At 46.0% G+C, this 19,760-nt stretch carries 18 protein-coding genes; 16 read left to right on the forward strand and 2 right to left on the reverse strand.

Annotated features, from left to right (window positions below; all coding sequences use genetic code 11):
* Positions 1-14: 14 nt before the first annotated feature.
* The gene (locus NT178_10350) at positions 15-1,034 is read right to left on the reverse strand and encodes an iron ABC transporter permease (GenBank protein MCX5812928.1); all 1,020 of its coding nucleotides are present in this window, start codon (positions 1,032-1,034) and stop codon (positions 15-17) included.
* Positions 1,035-1,042: 8 nt separating this feature from the next.
* The gene (locus tag NT178_10355; GenBank protein ID MCX5812929.1) at positions 1,043-1,855 is read right to left on the reverse strand and encodes an ABC transporter ATP-binding protein; all 813 of its coding nucleotides are present in this window, start codon (positions 1,853-1,855) and stop codon (positions 1,043-1,045) included.
* 269 nt (positions 1,856-2,124) lie between these two features.
* On the opposite strand from NT178_10355, the gene NT178_10360 reads away from it, so the two are divergent.
* The 16 genes from NT178_10360 to NT178_10435 all read left to right on the forward strand — a co-directional run bounded on the left by NT178_10360 (position 2,125) and on the right by NT178_10435 (position 19,600).
* Positions 2,125-2,991 carry a DUF364 domain-containing protein gene (locus NT178_10360; protein MCX5812930.1) on the forward strand — a complete coding sequence of 289 codons (867 nt, stop codon included), beginning with the start codon at positions 2,125-2,127 and terminating at the stop codon, positions 2,989-2,991.
* Positions 2,988-4,082, forward strand: coding sequence for an ABC transporter substrate-binding protein (locus NT178_10365; protein ID MCX5812931.1), 1,095 nt, complete (start codon positions 2,988-2,990; stop codon positions 4,080-4,082). Before NT178_10360 ends, NT178_10365 begins: the two co-directional genes overlap by 4 nt.
* A gap of 9 nt (positions 4,083-4,091) precedes the next feature.
* Complete coding sequence (locus NT178_10370) at positions 4,092-5,123, forward strand: iron ABC transporter permease (GenBank protein MCX5812932.1); 1,032 nt, start codon at positions 4,092-4,094, stop codon at positions 5,121-5,123.
* Positions 5,124-5,126: 3 nt separating this feature from the next.
* Positions 5,127-5,993 (forward strand): ABC transporter ATP-binding protein, encoded by an 867-nt coding sequence (locus tag NT178_10375; protein ID MCX5812933.1) that lies wholly within the window; start codon positions 5,127-5,129, stop codon positions 5,991-5,993.
* The gene (locus NT178_10380) at positions 5,993-6,679 is read left to right on the forward strand and encodes a deaminase (GenBank protein ID MCX5812934.1); all 687 of its coding nucleotides are present in this window, start codon (positions 5,993-5,995) and stop codon (positions 6,677-6,679) included. The genes NT178_10375 and NT178_10380 overlap by 1 nt, the downstream gene beginning before the upstream one ends.
* Positions 6,680-6,827: 148 nt before the next feature.
* The gene (locus NT178_10385) at positions 6,828-8,966 is read left to right on the forward strand and encodes a TonB-dependent receptor (GenBank protein MCX5812935.1); all 2,139 of its coding nucleotides are present in this window, start codon (positions 6,828-6,830) and stop codon (positions 8,964-8,966) included.
* Between the two features lie 188 nt (positions 8,967-9,154).
* Positions 9,155-9,967: a DUF364 domain-containing protein gene (locus NT178_10390; protein ID MCX5812936.1), complete on the forward strand. Its 813-nt coding sequence runs from the start codon at positions 9,155-9,157 to the stop codon at positions 9,965-9,967.
* A gap of 41 nt (positions 9,968-10,008) precedes the next feature.
* Positions 10,009-10,608: an FmdE family protein gene (locus tag NT178_10395; GenBank protein ID MCX5812937.1), complete on the forward strand. Its 600-nt coding sequence runs from the start codon at positions 10,009-10,011 to the stop codon at positions 10,606-10,608.
* Between the two features lie 46 nt (positions 10,609-10,654).
* The gene (locus NT178_10400; protein MCX5812938.1) at positions 10,655-11,476 is read left to right on the forward strand and encodes a methyltransferase domain-containing protein; all 822 of its coding nucleotides are present in this window, start codon (positions 10,655-10,657) and stop codon (positions 11,474-11,476) included.
* A gap of 39 nt (positions 11,477-11,515) precedes the next feature.
* Positions 11,516-12,946 carry an amino acid permease gene (locus NT178_10405; protein MCX5812939.1) on the forward strand — a complete coding sequence of 477 codons (1,431 nt, stop codon included), beginning with the start codon at positions 11,516-11,518 and terminating at the stop codon, positions 12,944-12,946.
* 17 nt (positions 12,947-12,963) lie between these two features.
* Positions 12,964-14,805 carry an SAM-dependent methyltransferase gene (locus tag NT178_10410; protein MCX5812940.1) on the forward strand — a complete coding sequence of 614 codons (1,842 nt, stop codon included), beginning with the start codon at positions 12,964-12,966 and terminating at the stop codon, positions 14,803-14,805.
* 16 nt (positions 14,806-14,821) lie between these two features.
* Positions 14,822-15,583 carry a DUF364 domain-containing protein gene (locus NT178_10415; GenBank protein ID MCX5812941.1) on the forward strand — a complete coding sequence of 254 codons (762 nt, stop codon included), beginning with the start codon at positions 14,822-14,824 and terminating at the stop codon, positions 15,581-15,583.
* A complete protein-coding gene (locus tag NT178_10420) occupies positions 15,580-16,668 on the forward strand; it encodes a metallophosphoesterase (GenBank protein MCX5812942.1) in 1,089 nt (362 codons plus the stop codon). The genes NT178_10415 and NT178_10420 overlap by 4 nt, the downstream gene beginning before the upstream one ends.
* A gap of 150 nt (positions 16,669-16,818) precedes the next feature.
* The gene (locus NT178_10425) at positions 16,819-18,570 is read left to right on the forward strand and encodes an SAM-dependent methyltransferase (GenBank protein MCX5812943.1); all 1,752 of its coding nucleotides are present in this window, start codon (positions 16,819-16,821) and stop codon (positions 18,568-18,570) included.
* A gap of 467 nt (positions 18,571-19,037) precedes the next feature.
* A complete protein-coding gene (locus NT178_10430; GenBank protein MCX5812944.1) occupies positions 19,038-19,265 on the forward strand; it encodes a hypothetical protein in 228 nt (75 codons plus the stop codon).
* Positions 19,265-19,600 (forward strand): type II toxin-antitoxin system PemK/MazF family toxin, encoded by a 336-nt coding sequence (locus NT178_10435; GenBank protein MCX5812945.1) that lies wholly within the window; start codon positions 19,265-19,267, stop codon positions 19,598-19,600. Before NT178_10430 ends, NT178_10435 begins: the two co-directional genes overlap by 1 nt.
* Positions 19,601-19,760 lie beyond the last annotated feature (160 nt).

A 19,760-nucleotide genomic window follows, 5' to 3' on the forward strand; every position in this document is an offset into this window, starting at 1 on the left:
ACTTGTGCAGTATCTCAGTTCTGCCATTCCCCTTTACGTTCATTGGTAATGAGCAAATAGGCAAAAAAAGGGGCGCCGATAAGAGAAGTTAAAATGCCTACCGGTATTTCCCCGCCTGGCAATACTCGGGCCAGCGTGTCCATAACGAGCATAAATATGCCGCCCGAAAGCGCCGCAAAGGGGATGAGTGCATCATGGTCAGAACCAACGATGATCCTCGCCATATGGGGAACCACAAGTCCAACCCAGCCGATGTTTCCGCACACCGACACCGATGCTGCAACTATGAGCGTGGTTATGAGGATATAGATAAACCTGGCGCGAGGTACGTCAATACCGAGGGTTGTGGCATCTTCATCGCCCATGGCCATTGGATTGAGCCACCAGCGGAGCACATAGATAAAAATCAATCCGAGGATGATAATGGAAGAAGCCCGTATGGCATCTGCCCAAACGACGCTGTTGAAACTCCCCATTGTCCAGAATACGATTGCAGGCAATTGTTGATAGGGGTCTGCCCTGTATTTGAGAAAGGAGACGCCAGCCGTGAAGAGGGCGGAAATGATGACGCCCGCAAGGACAAGACTCGTCACGGAATTGCCGCCTCGACGGCCGATCTGGTAGGCAAGGAATACGGCGATAAGCCCCCAGAGAAATGCCGACGATCCCACTGCCCAGGCTGAACCGCCGGCAAAGAGGATAGCCAGCGTAGCGCCAAAGCTCGCCCCTGAACTCACACCGAGGATACTCGGAGAAACAAGAGGGTTCCGGAAAAGGCCCTGGAAAACTGCCCCGGAAACCGAGAGCGCCGCCCCTACCAATACGGCAACAATTACCCGTGGAAGACGCACTGAGAAAAGAACCATGGAGGGAGTCAACAGGGTTCCCTTCCCATCACCTCCTTTCAGCGCAGAGAATACAACCTGAATGAGGGTGTCAAGGCCAATCCGGTAACGGCCCAGCGTCAGAGCTGTAATGGCAACCCCCAAAAGGATCAACACTGCAAGTAACATGGGAATCTTATGATGTCTCATACCTTATCTCATCTTCGCACCGGGACCACAACCGATGTCCCCTCCGACGTGTTTTCTACCCGAACCTTCATTCCATAGACCTGTTCCAATGTATCTTGTTCGAAGACAGCATCTTTCGATCCCTCCTTATAAAGCCTTCCAGCCTTAAGCATCACCATACGGTCACAGTATCGTGCTGCCAGGTTAGGGTCATGGAGACTGACCAGCGTGGTCAGGTGCTTTTTCTTCGTTACATCCCGTATAACATCCATAAGCATGAACTGATTTTTGAAATCAAGGTGAGATGTGGGTTCATCGAGAAGGAGGATTTGGGTATCCTGGAAGAGTGCCCGCGCCAGAAGAACAAGCTGTTTCTCTCCTCCACTCAATTCATTAAAAAAACGTTCCGCAAGGGCGGCAATACCAAGTCCGTCCATTGCGGCTTCAGCTTCGGAATAGTCCCGTGCCGATGGAAGCCTGAATCGAGTCAATCTTGCCGCTCTACCCATGACCACCATCTGCAGGGCTGTGAAAGAGAAAACAACCGTAGTTTGCTGGGGCACAACAGCCATCAGTCTCGCAACATCACGCCTCCCCAGCCGCCTCACACTATTGCCTTCTACTTGAACAGAACCGTCTTTTGGAGTAAGAACCCCGTCAATACACTTGAGAAGAGTAGTCTTTCCTGATGCATTAGGGCCAAGGAGCCCACAAATTGTATCTCTCTCAACGGAAAAGGTGATATCTTGCAGGACAGGTCTTTGCCCATAACCGAAATTTAGTTTAATGACAGACAGGACCGGTTCGATCCGGTCTCCCTTTTCAATGGGATATGTATTCATGACTTAATATATCACCTATTGAAACCACTAAGGAACAAACATTATATAATAGTACAATATTTAACTAATAATAATATATTCAAACCAATATACTTGACATGGCACGTTTCTTATGTCAAGTATATTTTCCAAACCTGCATCATCGCCAGGCCTGCTCTGTTTGTATTAAGTTTCACGGAAAAACAAAGGGGTTGCCGCATGGAAAGAATAGGCTTCTTTAACGGGATTGCCCGGAAAGAACGATAACATAAAATATTTTGGGGTGAAAAATGACGATAATGGAAGAAACTCTCGATTTGCTCAAAACGTTCTATAAGAAGAATGGACTTGATTCTGCTCAATTGTTTCGGATCGGCCTCAGATCCGGCTGGACAGCTATTTTAGGCACAGGAAAACTATGCGGAACCGCCTTCAGGTTTTCTGGCCCTCATAACGTATACCAGACAACAGAGCCGGACATTGAGGTGATCGATAAGCTTGCAGGCAGGGACCTTATGGATATTGCCGGTAAGTATTTAAACTCTGATATCATGCAGATGAGGTCCATTGCCGTCGCAGCAATTAGCGCCCTTTCACAGCCCTTTCTTACCGTTGAGTCCCTGGCGGAAAGAAGATTCCAGGTTGAAGATGACCGGGATTACTTGTATGGCATCCTGAAGCCTGATGATGTAGTCACGCTTATAGGGTATGGAGGCATGACTCAGAATATCCTGGGAAGATGCAAAGAACTGCATATTGCGGACATGAGACCCGTCCACTCGCTCCCTGCCATGTTAATGAGGGAAGATGTTAAAGATAATCATGAGCCTGTTTTTATTCATGGGCCAGATGAAGATGAAGCACTGCTCAATAAGTCTGATGTCGTTGTTATGACAGCCTCCAGCCTTGTTAATGGTACATTTGATGATCTGATATGTTACGCAGCCACGGCGAGGGTCAAATGCCTCTACGGAGCCAGTGCATCCATTATTCCCGATGTGCTGATCAAGCATGGTGTGAGTTTCATTATGTCGCACCATGTAAGAGACCCCGACAAATTTATTGAATCCATGGACAGTGATACAAATATGGAACAGTCGATCAGGAATTATCAGCCCTATCAGGTTATTAGCGCTGCAAAAGGAGACCCTAAATGAACTCAAGAATTACCGTATACTTTACTGTAACCGTTGTTTTTATATTCTCTATTCTCGCAGGGCAGGCCGCTGCAAAATCCCAGGTTGTCCGTACGATCACCGATATGACGGGCAGGCAGATCAAAGTGCCTGATCCGCTCACCAGAGTAGCTCTCTTCGGTGGACCAACGGGACAGATCGCCTATATACTGGGCGCCAGAAACCAGTTATGTGCCGTAACAAGTACACTCAGAGGATCGGACCTGATTCTTGCCTTTGACCCATCCATTCAAAAACTGCCTGCCCCCCGAAGCACAAGCGGTCACGTAAACATCGAGGAACTGCTCGCAGCCGATGCGCAGCTTGTTATTGCCGGTACTTTCGACGGAACTATTGTGGAGAAAAAGACCCGTATACCCGTTGCATATACTGAAAGCAACATGAACCATGGCCTCGATCTCTTAAAGAGAGAGATGCGTTTCTACGCCGATGTTTTCCAAAAACAGGACCGTGCAGAGAAATATATTGTTTACCTGGAGAAGACGATAGCTTTTGTCAGGTCTCGTACTAAGGATATCCCCCAGTCAGAACGAAAGACACTCTTTAACGGATACGGCCCCAACCATCTCGTCACCCTTGGCGGCGATACCTTCATGCATGAGCGTATTGAGACAGCCGGCTGCATTGATGCCGCAGCATCCATCAGCTCTGCCGGAGTCAAGGAAGGGCTCCACTCAGGACTCGCTGAGATGTCCATGGAAAAAATACTGGGCTGGAATCCCGATATTCTTGTCATTGATTCAGGAGACCCGGCTGATATATACAAGAATCCCAAATGGAAAAGTATCAAGGCTGTGCAGAATAAAAAGGTCTACAAACAGCCTGTGGGCGTCTTTATATGGGATCGTCCTACTGCTGAGGCGGCTGTACTGCACCCTTTATGGCTTGCAAAAACAGCATACCCGGAACACTTTAAGGATGTGAATCTCGTAAAGGAGGTGCAGCGGTTCTACAGGGAAATAATGGGCTTTAATCTGACTCGCGACATGGCTGGAGCAGTCCTTGCTGGAAAGCTGGGTATCAGGTTTGTAGGCAACTCAGGGAGAAAATAGGTACTGTAAGTGGAATCCAATAAAAAAACCGGCATTCATCTTGATCCGGTGAAACTTCAGATTTTCCTGGTGGTGCTGCTTGCGGGTGTTTCCATAACAGCGCTCATGTCAGGTCAATTGAGGATTCATCCCTATGAAGTTGTCCGTATCCTTCTGTCAGGGGTTTTCCCGCTCGAGAAAACCTGGAGTCCAACCCTCGAATCAGTACTCTTCGATGTCCGTCTCCCCAGACTTCTCGCCGGTCTCCTTGTCGGCGCGGGACTTTCCATTTCCGGTGCTGCATTTCAGGGTCTCTTTCGCAATCCCCTTGTTTCGCCTCATATCCTTGGTGTCTCAGCAGGAGCAGGTCTTGGCGCAGCCCTGGCTATCCTCTTTTTCGGCAATATATTTATGGTTCAACTTCTTTCCTTTCTTTTCGGGCTTCTCGCTGTGCTCATGACTTATAGCCTAAGCAGGGTTTATCGGACAACGCCCGTTTTAATGCTCGTTCTCTCGGGCATGATAGTGGGGGCTCTCTTTTCGGCTGCCACCTCGCTTCTCAAGTATATCGCCGATCCGGTGAATCAGATGCCTTCCATCGTCTTCTGGATGTTGGGTTCGTTGAACAACGCATCCAACAAGGATATGATTATTGCAGGGCCCGTTATGCTGGCAGGCATTATCGTCCTTCTTCTTATCCGCTGGCGCATCAACCTCCTTGCCATGGGTGAGGAGGAAGCGCGCTCTCTTGGTATAGACACAGGCCGCATAAGGGCTGTTATTATCGTCTGCGCCACTGTCATCTCAGCCTCTGCCGTATCTATCTCCGGCATCATAGGCTGGATCGGGCTTGTCATCCCCCACATCGGAAGAATACTCGTCGGCCCCGATAACAAAAGGCTCCTCCCTGTGGCGACCCTCATCGGCGCCATCTACCTTGTCGTGGTGGACACTATCGCCCGCACCGCAATAGAATCGGAGATTCCCATAGGCATCCTTACCGCCATGGTAGGAGCGCCTATCTTTGCCTATCTGCTGCGTAAGAACAGGTCAGGGTGGTAACATATGCAAGATAGTCTTCGTATTGAAGGGCTTTCTTTCTCATACAGTGGTAATCTGGCCGATGCAGTATTCCGGGAGGTAAATTTATTCGTCGAACCAGGGAGTGTCTTTTGCCTCCTCGGCCCAAACGGAACAGGAAAGTCTACCCTCCTCAAATGCATCAGCGGACTGCTCTACCCCGGAAAAGGAAGGGTCCTGGTGCACGGCAGAGATATTTCTTTGCTCCGGGCTGCGGATGTAGCTCGGGAGCTTGGTTATGTGCCCCAGAGTCAGGTATCCGCCTTTCCTTTTCTTGTTGAAGACATCGTCGTCATGGGCCGGGCACCCCACCTCAATGTGTTCGCATCGCCCAAACCCCGCGACGTACAGATCGCCTACGACTCCATGGAGACCGTCGGCATTGTCTCTCTCGCCAAAAGACCCTGCACAAACCTGAGTGGAGGGGAATGGCAGCTCACTCTCATCGCCCGAGCCCTCGCACAGGAACCGCGCATTATGGTCCTCGACGAACCTACATCTCATCTCGATATGGGCAATCAAATGAAGATTCTTCGTGTTGTTCAGGGGCTGGCAGAAAGAGGATTGGCCATCATCATGGCCTCTCATTTCCCGGATCACGCCTTTTTACTGGCAAGTCAAGTGGCTATTCTTAATTATGGCCGCATCGTGCAACAGGGATCACCGGAAGAAGTTATCACCGACGATAATATGTGCGACACTTACGGTGTCGACGTAAAGGTTCTCTACGTCGGAGAGGGTGTTGACCGCAAGGCATGTTTTCCTTCTCACCGTTCAGGCCTGCAACCCTCAACAGATCGAGAGCCAAATACACAAAATATCCTAAGTAAATCACATAAGGAGCGTCAATAATGAATCATTTTCGGCCAACTATACCTTCTTCCAGGCCCCTGATAGTATTTCTTGTCGTTGTCATCTCACTTGCCTCCGTTGCTTGCGGCTTCGCCCAGGACAACAGACGGAAGGCGTGGCTTGCCGAACTCGGTGAGATTGAAAAACAGGTGAATACCTTTGTACCTGATCCGGCTCATCCCGATGATCCTTTTATTTTGGTTACCCTGAAAGAAGCAATTGAGGGCAGCAGGGAAGAGAACGGCGGTATAGGCGCGTGTCTTGTCCGGGAGGCCACCGGCGAGATTGTGGAACGGGGCCACAACCGCCAATTTGAACCATATTACCGTAGCGACCTACATGCTGAAATGGATCTGCTAACCCGCTATGAAGACAGGATCAAAGCCATAAGACCAGGAGGTAGGGGAAACCCATCCACTGCAGAAACACGGAAAATGGCAGGACTTGTCCTTTACACCTCTGTCGAACCCTGCCCCATGTGTCTAACCCGCATTATCAATACCGGCCTGAAAAAAGTCCTCCATGCAGCGCCTGATGAGACAGGTGGTATGGCGCAAAGAATCTCCGGCTTACCTCCTTTTTGGCAGGACATGACCAAGGGTAACGTTTATCAGGCAGCAAACTGCTCGCCTGAACTTGTGGCCATCGCCAAGCGTCTCTTTCGTCCTATGGGTGGTAGAAGGTAGTATTGGTTATTTTATATCTTCATTAGTTATATTAATATACTATTGTTACTATTTTGCTTGATTATGACATATAATTCGGTATAAAAATATTATTTGGAAATTGCCGATCTTATCAAGTTCGGACATTCAATTATTTCTGGGAGGATTTATGAAACGTATCTGCATGATATTGGTGGCCCTGCTGATTTTCGCCCTGGGCATGCCCTCCGCTTATGCCGAAGAGCCTAAAGCGCCGGACCAGGCAAAGGCTCAACAGGCCGTTCCGGCCAAAACCCCACAAAAGGATTATCAACCCTTCAGTCTTGGCGAACTCTATGTGACGGGAGACAAGCTTCCAGTAGCACAGGAGGTTACTCAGACAACTGAGATTACGGCCGAGGATATTACGGCAACAAACAGCAAGACCGTTGCTGAGGCACTATCTCATGCACCTGGAATTTCAGTCACTACGGGCCGTAAAAACTCTCCTTATGTAAACATTCATGGGATCGACCAGAGTAAAACGCTGGTGCTTATCGACGGCGTACCTTACTACGAGACGTCCTACGGAAGCCTTGACCTCAACAGCATCCCCGCAGACAACATTGCCAAAATTGAGATACAAAAGGGTGTATCCTCGGTTCTCAACGGACCCAACGGGCTTGCTGGAGTTATCAATATTATCACCAAGAAAGCCACGGAACGCCCTGCTGTCGGCGCTCTGTTAGAGGCGGGAGACTACGAGTCTCGCCGTTTTACCTTCTGGCACGGGATGAAGGTAAAAAAAGTCAATTACTGGCTAAGCTATGATCATCAGGAATCTAGAGGGTGGTTGCTATCACGTGATTTCGATCCGCGTTTGACCAGGCTTGTTTACAGAACCCCCAACTCGACTCCATCCTACGTCCTCGAAAGTGGCGGCAAGAGAAATAATTCATATTCCAAAATGGACGGTTTATGGGCTAAGGTAGGCGTTGAACCTACACCCGGATCAGAGTACTATATCAATTTTCACTATATCCAGAGAGACCGGGAAGCGCCCGCCTCTCTTCTCGATGATCAGAACAGGATTACTCTGCCACGTCCCGCGTTCTCGCAGTTGTGGCAGATGCCCAAGTACGACAATTGGGGCGTTGACCTCAGTGGACAACAAAAACTTGGTGACAGAGTCACTCTCAAGGGGAAACTCTTCTATCACAGCCATGTTGATGACCTTGTATCACTTAAGACTCCAGACTATACAGGTTACCTTTCCACAAGCCGCTATAAGGACAATATGATTGGCGGATCTCTTGCATCCGATATCAAACTGGCAGAGATAGATACCCTGAAGTTAGCCTTCAACTATCGCCGGGACACACATGAAGAACGTTCTGATACCTATCTTCCTTTTCAGGAAGCCGTTTCATATACAGGCTCATTTGGTATCGAGAATGAACTAAAACCTATAAAAAACCTCTCCCTTGTCGGCGGAGCCAGTTATGATTGGTTTAATGTCTCAAAATCCACCCAGAATGTGACAAGCACAGTGGCGGCAACACAAGGAGTCCTAACAAGCGTTAAGAGCCTTAAAAGACCTGATGACGACATGCTCAATCCTATGCTCGGGGCTACCTACACCTTCGATGAAGGCACCAAGATCTTTGCCTCCTGGGCCCGAAAGGTTCGTTTCCCCACCCTGTCTACCCTATATTCTTCAACCGCAGGCAACCCTGATCTGAGGCCGGAAAAAAGTATGAACTATGTTGTCGGAGCCTCGCGAGGTATTACCAAATATGCCCGTGGAGAAGCTTCCTTCTTTGTGCACGACATCGAAGACTACATATCCCGTGATGGCCCAAGCACAATCGCGATATATCGGAACTATGGAAAAATATTCATGTATGGTGCAGAACTCTCTGCCGAGGTATTCCCAGTTAAAGACCTCACCATTAAGGCATCCTATACTTACAATAACGCAACAGACAAAAGTACGGGAACTGTAACCGACAGGGTAACATACGTCCCGACACACAAAGCTGATTTGTCAGTTAAATACCTCATTCCCGTCATAGCAACCAATATAGATTTAACAGGCACATATGTGGGCTATATGTGGGGGCAGTTACCGACAGCCTCCAGTCCGTTGACATCAGCAGATGGAACAGGTGACTACTTTATCGCAGACATCCGGCTTTCCAGAAATATCTATAAAAATCTTGAAGCCTATTTTGTAGCAAAAAACATATTCGACAGGAACTACGACCAGCAGATAGGTTTTCCGGCCCCCGGAAGGAACCTCTTCATTGGTTTAAAGGCAAGCTACTAAGTAAAAGACTACAAGGAAGAACAGATGGGTGGGTACGTCTGACCCTGACAAAAGAAGAGGCTGCCATTCGGCAGCCTCTTCTTTTCTTTCTATAACCTTGACCGGCTCTATATGTATGCGGGCAGTTAACCTTGAACAGGGAAAAGTCTGGTTCACGAATGTGACATGCAAATTTTAAAAGGCACAATATGATAATAACGGAAACGATAAGCATTATTGAAGGACTATACGGAGAGAGCTTAAAACGTATAACTATTGAGAGAATCGTAATGGGGATATTTTTTTCCGGCGTTAAACTGTCCAATGGATGCGGAGGGGTTTCTTATACGCCCGTCTCCGAGATTCATGATGATCTATGCCATGCAAGCCCGATATTCACGAAAGACAGACCTGTTATGCTTAAGGGCATGTCTGCTTACGAAGTCCTGAATAATTTGAGTGATACCCCGATGCACAAAACAATAAAAATTGTTGTATTGAACGCACTATCCAGCTTTTTCCTTACCAGTGAAAGATATTTTATCATCGAAGACAGCGATGTTATGGACAGCATAAATCTGGACGTTACAAAAAGGATCGGTATGGTAGGGGCATTCCCCCCTTTTCTCGAGCGCCTAAAAAAGGTTGGTAATATTCAACTCAACGTAATTGAAAGAAGAAGAGAGAGCCTGATAGGTGACAATGCAAAGTATTTTATACCAGCAGAAGATACGCAGTCAGTAATCCCTCTTTGTGATACGGTAATCATTACAGGGGCCTCTATCGCTAATGGAACCATAGATGAGCTTCTGAGTTATGTAAGATCAGATGCACAGGTGATAGTTACAGGACCTACGGCAAGTTTTCTGCCTGATGCCTTTTTCAAAAGAAACGTTAACGTTGTGAGCGGTGTATTGGTAACAAGGCCTGAGGAAGCCCTTGACATGCTTTCAGAGGGTGTAGGCGCATACCACCTCTTTAAAAAATGTGTGAAGAAGATAAACATATTTGACAGGGTGTAACTGAAGATGGAGCAACCATATATAAAAAGGAGACATACTCTATGGATACAGACAATCTTGATTTGGAAATATGCCTTGAAGAGGCAAAGGCGTTTCATGGCGATTTTTGCGCAGGGATTGCAATCGGTACAAGAATGTCAATTCTCGGGCTCAAAGCAATAGGTATAGACGACCCAAAAGGGAAAGACAGAAAGGATATTATTGTGTTTGCCGAAACAGACAGGTGTGTGACGGATGCAATCCTGGCGACAACCGGCTGCCATCCGGGCAAACGGACTATGAAGATATTTGATTACGGCAAGATGGCTGCTACATTTGTAAATCTGAAGACAGGCAAAGCGGTTCGGGTTTTCTTGAAAAATAAAGACGGCAATAGGAAGGTTACACGCGAAGAGCTTGAAAAATCGTCTGATCCAAATGCCTACGTAACGATGCCGGAAGAAGATCTTTTTAACATCGTTCAAGTATCTGTAGATCTGAAACCGGAGGATATGCCGGGCAAACCTCTCCAGATTGTGACCTGTTCCTCCTGCGGAGAGCGTATTATGGACAAGAGGGAAGTATACAGAGACGGCAGTATTTTATGCAGACCCTGTGCAGAGGATAAACGTTACTATACATTAATTAACCAAGGTCAGTGAAACAATAAAATATCCTTAAGAATTTATATTTTGAGGTAACAGTGTTATGAATTTTAAAACAATTGACTGGAATGACGCATGGAAAGAGGCGAGGGCTAAATGTAACTTCCAGGAGCGGGACAGCGCTTTCTGGAACAAAAGGGCACCGGATTTTGCTGAAATTTCAATGAAAACAGGATATGCCGAGGCATTTCTGAAAATCATGAATCCAAAAAAAAATTGGAGCATTTTTGATATGGCCTGTGGCGCCGGCACGCTTGCCATTCCTTTTGCAAGACATGTTAAATCCGTTACAGCAGTCGATTTTTCGGAGAAAATGCTGGAGATTCTCCAGGAACAATGTATTCAGGTCGGGATCGCCAATGTCAGGACAGTCAAGGCAAGCTGGGAAGATAACTGGAGCAAAGCCGGTATAGGGCTTCATGACGTTGCCATAGCTTCGCGTTCACTTGTAGTGCATGATCTCCGGCATGGTATTACAAAATTGAATAACATCGCACGAAAACGGGTGTATATCTCCACAATTGTAGATGACGGTCCCCATGACAGGCACATATTTGAAGCTGTCGGCAGAGAGTTTAATGCGGGACCCGACTACATATACAATTACAATCTTCTCTATCAGATGGGCATTTATGCCAATGTGAATTTTATCGTGGAGGATAATCACAAGACCTACGGGAACCATGGAGAAGCGATTGATTCGATAAGGTGGATGTTGGGTAAAATAACATTTGAAGAGGAGAAAAAACTTGAAGACTATTTTGACAGACATCTTATTTTCAATAAAGGACGGTGGACGATGGATTACGACAGGACCGTCAGATGGGCTGTGATCTGGTGGGATAAGGCAGCAAATATAAAATGATGCTGATAATGAATTGTGGAAATAACGTGCAGGAGTATTATGTCGTTTAAAAGAAAACTGAACCTTTTTGATGCCACGATGATTGTTGTAGGCAATGTGGTAGGCGCCGGCATCTTTACTACCGCGGGTTTTCTGGCCGGTGAACTTAACAACCCGTGGTTTTTCGCAGGTATATGGATTTTCGGAGGGCTTCTCACACTCTGTGGGGCGCTTACCTATGCGGAAATGGCAGGTATGTTTCCCCGGTCAGGTGGCGATTATCTTTATCTAAAGGCAGCTTACGGCCCATGGGCAGGTTTTCTCCTCAACTGGATATGCTTCTGGATAATAAATCCGGGGTCTATTGCAGTTCTTTCTATTGCGCTTGTAAAATACCTGACCGGTTTTTTTAGTTATTCCGGAGTTATGAGTGAAAAAATAATTGCTTTAACCGTTGTTGTCTTCTTTTCTTTTGTCAACTACAGGGGAGTTCGTTTAACAGGGACCACTCACAATCTCTGGACAATCGGAAGTCTTGCAATACTTATCTTTTTCTTAATAGGCGGACTGACATCGGGAAAGGGTGATTGGAGGCATTTTACCGGAAGTGAGGCGAACACCTTCTCTATATCTAAATTTCTTGGCCCTGCCATGATAGCTGTAATCTTTTCCTACAGCGGCTGGTTTGTCTCGGCGTATTTAGGTGACGAAGTAAAAAAACCGGAACGCAACCTTCCTCTGTCTCTTATCCTTGGGACCACCATTGTTATGGTACTCTATGTAGCTATCAATGTGGCTTACCTCTATGCCATACCCATTGAGAGCCTCAAGGGGGTTGTCAATGTCGGGCAGGCGGCCGGGGAACGACTTATGAGCAGCCGCTTTGTTCAGGCAATCAGCCTGGCGATCATATTAGCTATCGCCGCGAGTATAAACGCTACCGTTCTTGCCGGCGCACGTCTCTCATACGCAATAGCAAAGGACGGATTTTTCTGGTCACATTTCGAGAAACTTCATAAACGGTACGGTACGCCTCATGTAGCTTTGTTTATCCAGGCAGTGCTGGCATGCCTTTATATTGTTGCAGATACATTTGAAAATCTACTTGGTGCTGTTGTTTTCATTATGCTCCTTTCCTCCATAGGATCTGCTCTGGCGCATCTGATTTTGCGCAGGAAGAAGCCGCTTCTTGAAAGACCTTATAGAACCCCGTGCCACCCCTTTATTCCTATGCTTTTTATTATTACCTATTTATATATTGCAGTACAAATTTTCCTGTCAAGCCCTGTAAGGTCTGCTCTTGGTGTTGCAATCGCACTATCCGGCATACCATTTTATCTTTACGCAAGGCGTAGCAGACCGCCGCAGATTAACATTTTTGCTCGACAATGCACTCGCAATGAAACCTCTACAGAACATGTAGCTGAACGTCCCAAGAGAAACATTTTTAAAATCAAATGTTCAGAAAACAACACAAGCAATAAATTATAACAAAAAAGGAGGTCGGCATGAAATATTACAAAATAAAGAAGAGTTTGTTGATTACAATACCGGTTTTTTTTATTTTATCTTTTGTAAGTTTCGGAGTGCAGGCAGAAAACACTTTAGCACCCGGAACAGTCAGCAGTCCAGACAACAAGGTAAAAGCTGATCTGAGACATCATAAACAGGAGGTTGCAGAACGACTGCCGGTAATAGGCAGCCGGGGTGTTCAAGGTGAATCCAACACAACATTTAGCATAACCGGCATAGTTCAGAATCCAATATGGCTTACGACAAAAAATCTGTCTCAATTTAAACAGGTAACCGTTTTTAAAACCATGAAAGGTAAAACAAGAAAACCAGATCAATATACAGGCACTCCAATCCGAACACTGCTTGAGATAGTTAAAATACAAAAAAACGAAAAAGATAAACTGGCCAGTAAAAATAAAAAGCCCGGGAATTATGACAACGCTGAAAAAGAGACAAATATAAAAAACAATTCAGATATTGCTGTTTCAATTAAAAACAAAGACGGGAAACAGATAATATTTTCCCTGGATTATATATTACAAGGCTCTGAAAACGAGATTATTCTTGTTAATAACAAAACTAACAGGCTGCCTGAATTGGTGATGAAAACCGGCAGCAAAGATATCTTTTCATCGAAAGATATAATCTCCATCGAAGTCATGCAATTCTTCGTGAAACAAGACGAAAATAAAGATGATAAATTGCAGTATATAACATATGTTGAAAATAAGGCTAAGATTTCTTTGCTCGAAGCACTTGCAAAATGCGAAACGATTAAAGTACCTTCAAAAAATATAAAAGCATTATCCGCAAAGACATCAACAAATTTATACACAGGATGCAGCTTGTATGAGGCCTTAAGTAAACTGTCAGTCAAAGCGGAATATACGGATATTTTCACTGCCATCTCAGATGATGGATATTCTGCTTCTTTTTCATTTACCGAGCTTGAAAACTCAAATTCTCCTGTTATTATTATACAAAACAGAAACAACAGCCAATACAGTTACGACCTTGTTGTAACAGGTGATAGCAGTAAAGCCAGGTGGGTAAAAAACATCAGTCAGATAAAGCAGGTAAAGCTGAAACAAAAGCCTATGATCTACGTTATAGGAATGGGTTGTGGTGATATTAGCCTGCTCACGAATGAGGCTATTAGCTATATGGGCAAGGCAGATGTTTTTATATGCATGGAAAAATACAAACATAGCTTTGCCGGATATATGTCTGGCAAGCCAGTTCTCTTTGATCCTTTTCTTCAGCTTGCAACATTTTACAGGAAAAACCATCCCGAACTATCCGCGGAAGAAGCTGAGAAAATGGCCAAAGACATTTATAACAGGGATATGCAGATGATCAGGGATGCATTGAACTCAGGCAAGATAGTAGCGCTTCTTGAACCTGGCGACCCCACGATTTACGGCGGATGGCGAAACTGGCTATCGCCGAATTTCCCGAACGATAAGGTTGAGATTATCCCCGGGATAAGCTCTTTTGCTGCTGCTAACGCCATGCTCGGCAAGTATGACATAACGGAAACTTCCGTTATCATTACTGAGCCTGAAACTTTGAAATACGATGAATCATTGATAAAGTCAGCAGCCGAGACCGAATCAACAATGGTTATATTTATGGGAATATCCAGAATGAATGATCTTGCCCCTGTTTTTGCAAAATATTATGCCAAAGACACTCCTGTTCATCTCGTTTTTTATGCCGGAATAACAGGTAACAAGATAAAAATAAAAACTACCCTCGAAAAGGTTGTTAAGGATATCAGCGCTAATAAAGAGAATTTTCTCGGTCTGATTTATATCGGCAGTAAATTGCGTTAAAACAAAAGGAGACTATATGGAAATTCTAAAAAGCATACTTAAGAGCATCAAAGAAGACGCCCAGGTGCAGGAGGTGAGGAGAGGGCTCAACTGGACTGCTGTAGTAAGCAGACACTGCGGCCTTGCATCGACCATGGCTCAGGGGAGTTGCTGCAATGAGGACATGGCGGGGGGGATGGAAGGTTCTTTCACCGGGATGACCGCCCTTGAGCTTGCACGCTATTGTTTCAACGACCCGACAAAAACATCTCTCGGGCTCGCAGCCATCAATTCACTCCTTGATGTTAACCCGGACAAATACACTGATATCGACGGGCTACAGATGGTCAAAGATATGGGCAAAGGGAAGAACATCTCCGTTATCGGTCACTTCCCTTTTCTGGCAAATGTGGCGAAGGAAGCAAAGAACCTCTGGATAATAGAAAGGCAGCCGAGACCGGGGGACTATCCTGAAGAGAGGGGAAGTGAGTTTCTCCCGCAGTCGGACATAGTCGTAATTTCAAGCACTACTCTTATTAACCATACCGTCGAGGGCATTCTTGAGCTTTGCAGGAAGGGGAGCGTCAAAATGCTTCTCGGACCTACTACGCCTCTGACGGAAGTACTCTTTGAGTACGGCATCGATATGCTTTCAGGAAGCATAGTAATAGAAAAAGACGTGGTGCTGAGATCAATAAGCGAGGGAGCAGGTTTTATGCAAGTTAAGAAAAATGGCGGCATCCGTTTTGCGAGCATGATCAAGGATTATGATGATGTTATCCGGAGACTGGCAGAATGAGGAAAGACACAACAAAGTCTTATGCTTTGTTCAGTATAAAGCAACTGATGCGAAAATATTTCTTTGTACTGCTATTATTATTTGTTCTGGTTCCTGGCAATGGCTACGCCCATGATTCTAAAGTTCAGCGTCACCCTGCTCCGTGGAAATTTGCAGTAATCAGCGATACCCAGGGAGAAAAGAGTGAGGTGGCCGGCTATCCCTGCATCAACGAACCGATAGTCCGGGCAATCGCCCGGGATATTGCTGCTGAGCAGCCCGATTTTGTACTTATTGCAGGAGACCTGATCAATGGCTGGATATGGAACAATAATACAAGCTTCAGTGTCCAGTACGCCAACTGGAGATCAGCCATGGAACCTGTTTACAGCGCGAGTATCCCTGTTTTTCCCATACGGGGCAATCACGACGTCGGTCCGGAACGGGTAGCGCTGCCTCCGCTTCCAACCCGCCTGGAACCTGCGCCAGGAGCGTTGGTCTTGCTTGAACAGGCTTTTAAAGAGGCCTTCAGAGAGCCCTATATTCCAAAGAATGGCCCTGATGGAGAGGATGGGTTTACCTTCAGTTTCCGCCATAAAAATGCCTTCATTATAGGTCTCGATGTCTGCGGAAATTGCCAGCACAAGGTGAATCAGGGCTGGCTCAACGGGCAACTGGCTGGAAACAGGAACCCCCATGTCTTTGTCTATGCCCACGAGCCTGCCTTTCAGGTGAGACACCGTGACTGTCTTGCATTCTACAAGGAGGACCGGGACATCTTCTGGGACAGTCTGGGTAATGCCGGCAGCAGGGTCTACTTTTGCGGCCATGATCACCTGTACAACCGTGCCGTTATTGCAGATTCAGCAGGAAATGAAATACGCCAGATTGTTGTCGGTACCGGAGGGGGACGCCTCGTACAGTGGTCAGGCGCTTACGGAGAGGGTCCACGAGTTAAAGGAGAGTATAGCAATTCCGGATATCACGGATATATCCTCGTTACTGTCGATGGACCACGTGCAACAGTGGTCTGGAAAGCCCTTGTCCCGCAGGAGAAGAGAAACACATGGCGCGTTCTCGACTCTTTTTCCTACACCTTGCCATGAATTACAGAAGGATCATAAAAGCATTGTGTTTCTCCGGTAGTTTGCACGGTACAAAAAGTACGGCTTTCCCCTTTGCGCCATTTTTTATTTGTTCCGGCAGCCGGTGAGAATACAGGATTTATAATTTATTTGTGAATACAGGAGAAGAAGATGAAAGATAATAAATACCTTTATTTGTTGATTGTTTTTTTTGCTGCCATAATGGCCGCACTTGCTTCGCCTGCTCTGGCGCTTAGCATCGGCGGCGCTGTACGGCAACCCCTTAACCTGACCAACGAGGATCTTTTAAACGCCGGGCAGGCTGAAGCCCGGCTCAGCGAGGTTACACGGGACGGTAAATTCAAGGGGGTCTTTGTCTTTCGAGGCGTTCCCCTTCGAAACCTGCTCCAGATGGCGACAATACAGAAAGAAGTAGAAGGTTATTCGAAACCTATTGACCTTGCAATAGTAGTTACTGATAAAAACGGCAAAAGAGCAGTTCTCTCCTGGGGCGAAGTCTTCTACGGAAAACCGTCCGACATAATTGTCGCTCTTTCAGCAAGCCCTGTCATGCCGGGTGCACCTAAAAGCTGCAGCGAGTGTCATCCGTCGTCTATATACAAACCCGCCATGGATCAACTCAGCCGTAAAATCGTATTTCCTAAGCTTGTCATTGCAGACGACCTATATACTGAACGCTGTCTTGAGGACATTGCCCATATTGAAGTCGTTGATCTGAAGGGTAAGGCACAATGGAAACCGGACAGCAAAACAGCATCACCCACTTTTACGATAAAAGACAATTCCGGCAAAACGTTAGAAATAGGTGATCTGTCAGGATATCGCACCGCCAGGATTTCGTTGAAACAGGTCGGGTCAGGCAGGGGCTATCATGGGCTCAAAAATTTCGAAGGAGTGCCCATACGGGAAATTCTCCGGAAGGTCGACGCAGACAATGATCCTGAAACAGTATTTTTGTTCACCTCCGTTGATGGCTACAGGTCCCTTCTGTCCTTCGGAGAGATTTTTATGGGGGCTAAAAGTGACCGGATAATAATGTGCAATAAAAATGAAAGCTCATCAACCGTTAAAGGTAAAGGTTTCTCGCTTGTTGTTCCTGACGACTTCCTGGCCGACAGAATGGTGCAGACCGTTAAAACCATAGAGATTATAAGTCTCAAGGCAACCCCTAAAGTTTTGGTAATAGGGGTTGGATGCGGAGATACAAGCCTCATTACCCTTGAAGCAATTTCGCAGATGGGCAAAGCAGGGGCATTTGTAGGCGGTAAGTTTATCACCGAACGGTTTTCCAAGTACATGGGCGGGAAACCCATTCTCTTTGATCCCTTTACCAGTTTTGAGCCTGTGTACAAGAAGGCGCATCCCGGCCTCTCCGACGAAGAGGTTAAGAAAAGGACCACCGAGTTGCGTGCTGCTGAAATAAAAAGCATATGGGACACTCTGAAGGCAGGGGAAAGTGTTGCCATCCTGGAACCTGGCGACCCTACAATCTATGGCGGTTGGGAGAACTGGCTCCTCCCGGAATTTACAGGGAAAATTGAGGTGGTGACGGGAATTAACTCCTTCAGCGCCGCCAACGCAATGATGGGGAAAAACATCGCCTCCGATAAGAAGTCAATAGTGCTTACCACCCCCTGGGCTCTCAAAGGAAATGAAGGCACGCTTAAGACAGTGTCAGAAACAGGCGACACGATGGTAATCTTTATGGGACTCAAGGAAGTTAAAGACCTCGCGTCTCTACTCGGGAAATACTATCCGCCGACGACTGTAGTGACTATTGTCTACAAGGCAGGGATATCCCACGAAAAGCGTCTCATAAAAACCAGATTGGCCGACCTTGTATCGGCGGTTGCCAGAGAGGGGGAAAATTTTCTGGGGCTCATCTATATAGGAGGGATATGATTTGCTCTTTATCTGTTGCTCAAGGAGCATATCCTAAACTTTTGCACCAACTGTTGGTGCAAAACATAAAATCCCTGTAAACCCAATACAGGCTTTGGTTTGGGCCGATGAACCTTTTTTGCGTCCACAGTGGACGCAAATGATCAAGCTCCCGTCCAATGAATGTAAAAGAGATTAAATTTTACCTTATCAGATGCTAAAACGTGGGGGAATAGGGACTAAACGTTTCGAACTTAAAAAAATCCGGGATGTAACGCATTGGCAATACGCATAAGACCCAATGGTAAAAGGACTCACCAGAACCCATTCCACCGGAGAAGATGCACTAAAACTATATCGATATCGACATGAGGGACTTTTTCTCATAGGGATGGTCACCCCCAGGATTGTATTAAAAACATAAGATTTGCATTGTGTATTGAACATCTTTTTACGATGATGTATCATTATACAGATAGGAGGTGTATATGGATACAGTAAGATTGAACATAACATTGCCGATAGAGATCGGGGAAAGCCTTCGCAAAATTAAGAATAAATCCGCCTTCATTGCTGAAGCTATAAGAGAGAAGCAATCGGCTGAAGAAAAAAAGAAGTTCAGAAAACAACTTGAAGCTGCATATAAAGAAGCAGCAGAAGAGGATTACGAAGTTTATAAGGAGTGGGAAGACACCCTCAAGGATGGGTTAGAGTAGTGAAGCGCGGGGACATTTATCTTGTAGATTTTGAGCCTTCTGTTGGCGCAGAAATAAGAAAAATAAGGCCTGCCGTCATCATTTCCTGTGATGAGGCAAATAAATATTTAAAAACAATAACGGTTATCCCATTTTCTTCAAAAGTAGACAGGATATATCCCTTCGATGTTTTTGTAAGCAAAGAGGAAAGCGGACTTGATACTGATTCGAAACTCAAGATACCCCAAATGAGGGCGGTAGATAAGGGACGACTGAAGAGATATATAATCACACTCCCGGAAGAGAGGATTGAAGAAACTGAAAAGGCAATAAGGTTACATTTAGCGATTGAATGAACTAATGACACTACGTCTGTAGCGTTTGCTCCAAATGTTGGAGCAAAGAGTGAATACTCTGTAAACCCAATGCCGGTTTTGCTTTGGAACAAAGAGTTATTTTATATTCACATTGAATACACGCTGTAAAAAATCATATTTTCCTTACCCTTTTCTCTTT

This window comes from Pseudomonadota bacterium (genome assembly GCA_026388255.1).
Taxonomy (GTDB): Bacteria; Desulfobacterota; Syntrophorhabdia; order Syntrophorhabdales; family Syntrophorhabdaceae; genus JAPLKB01.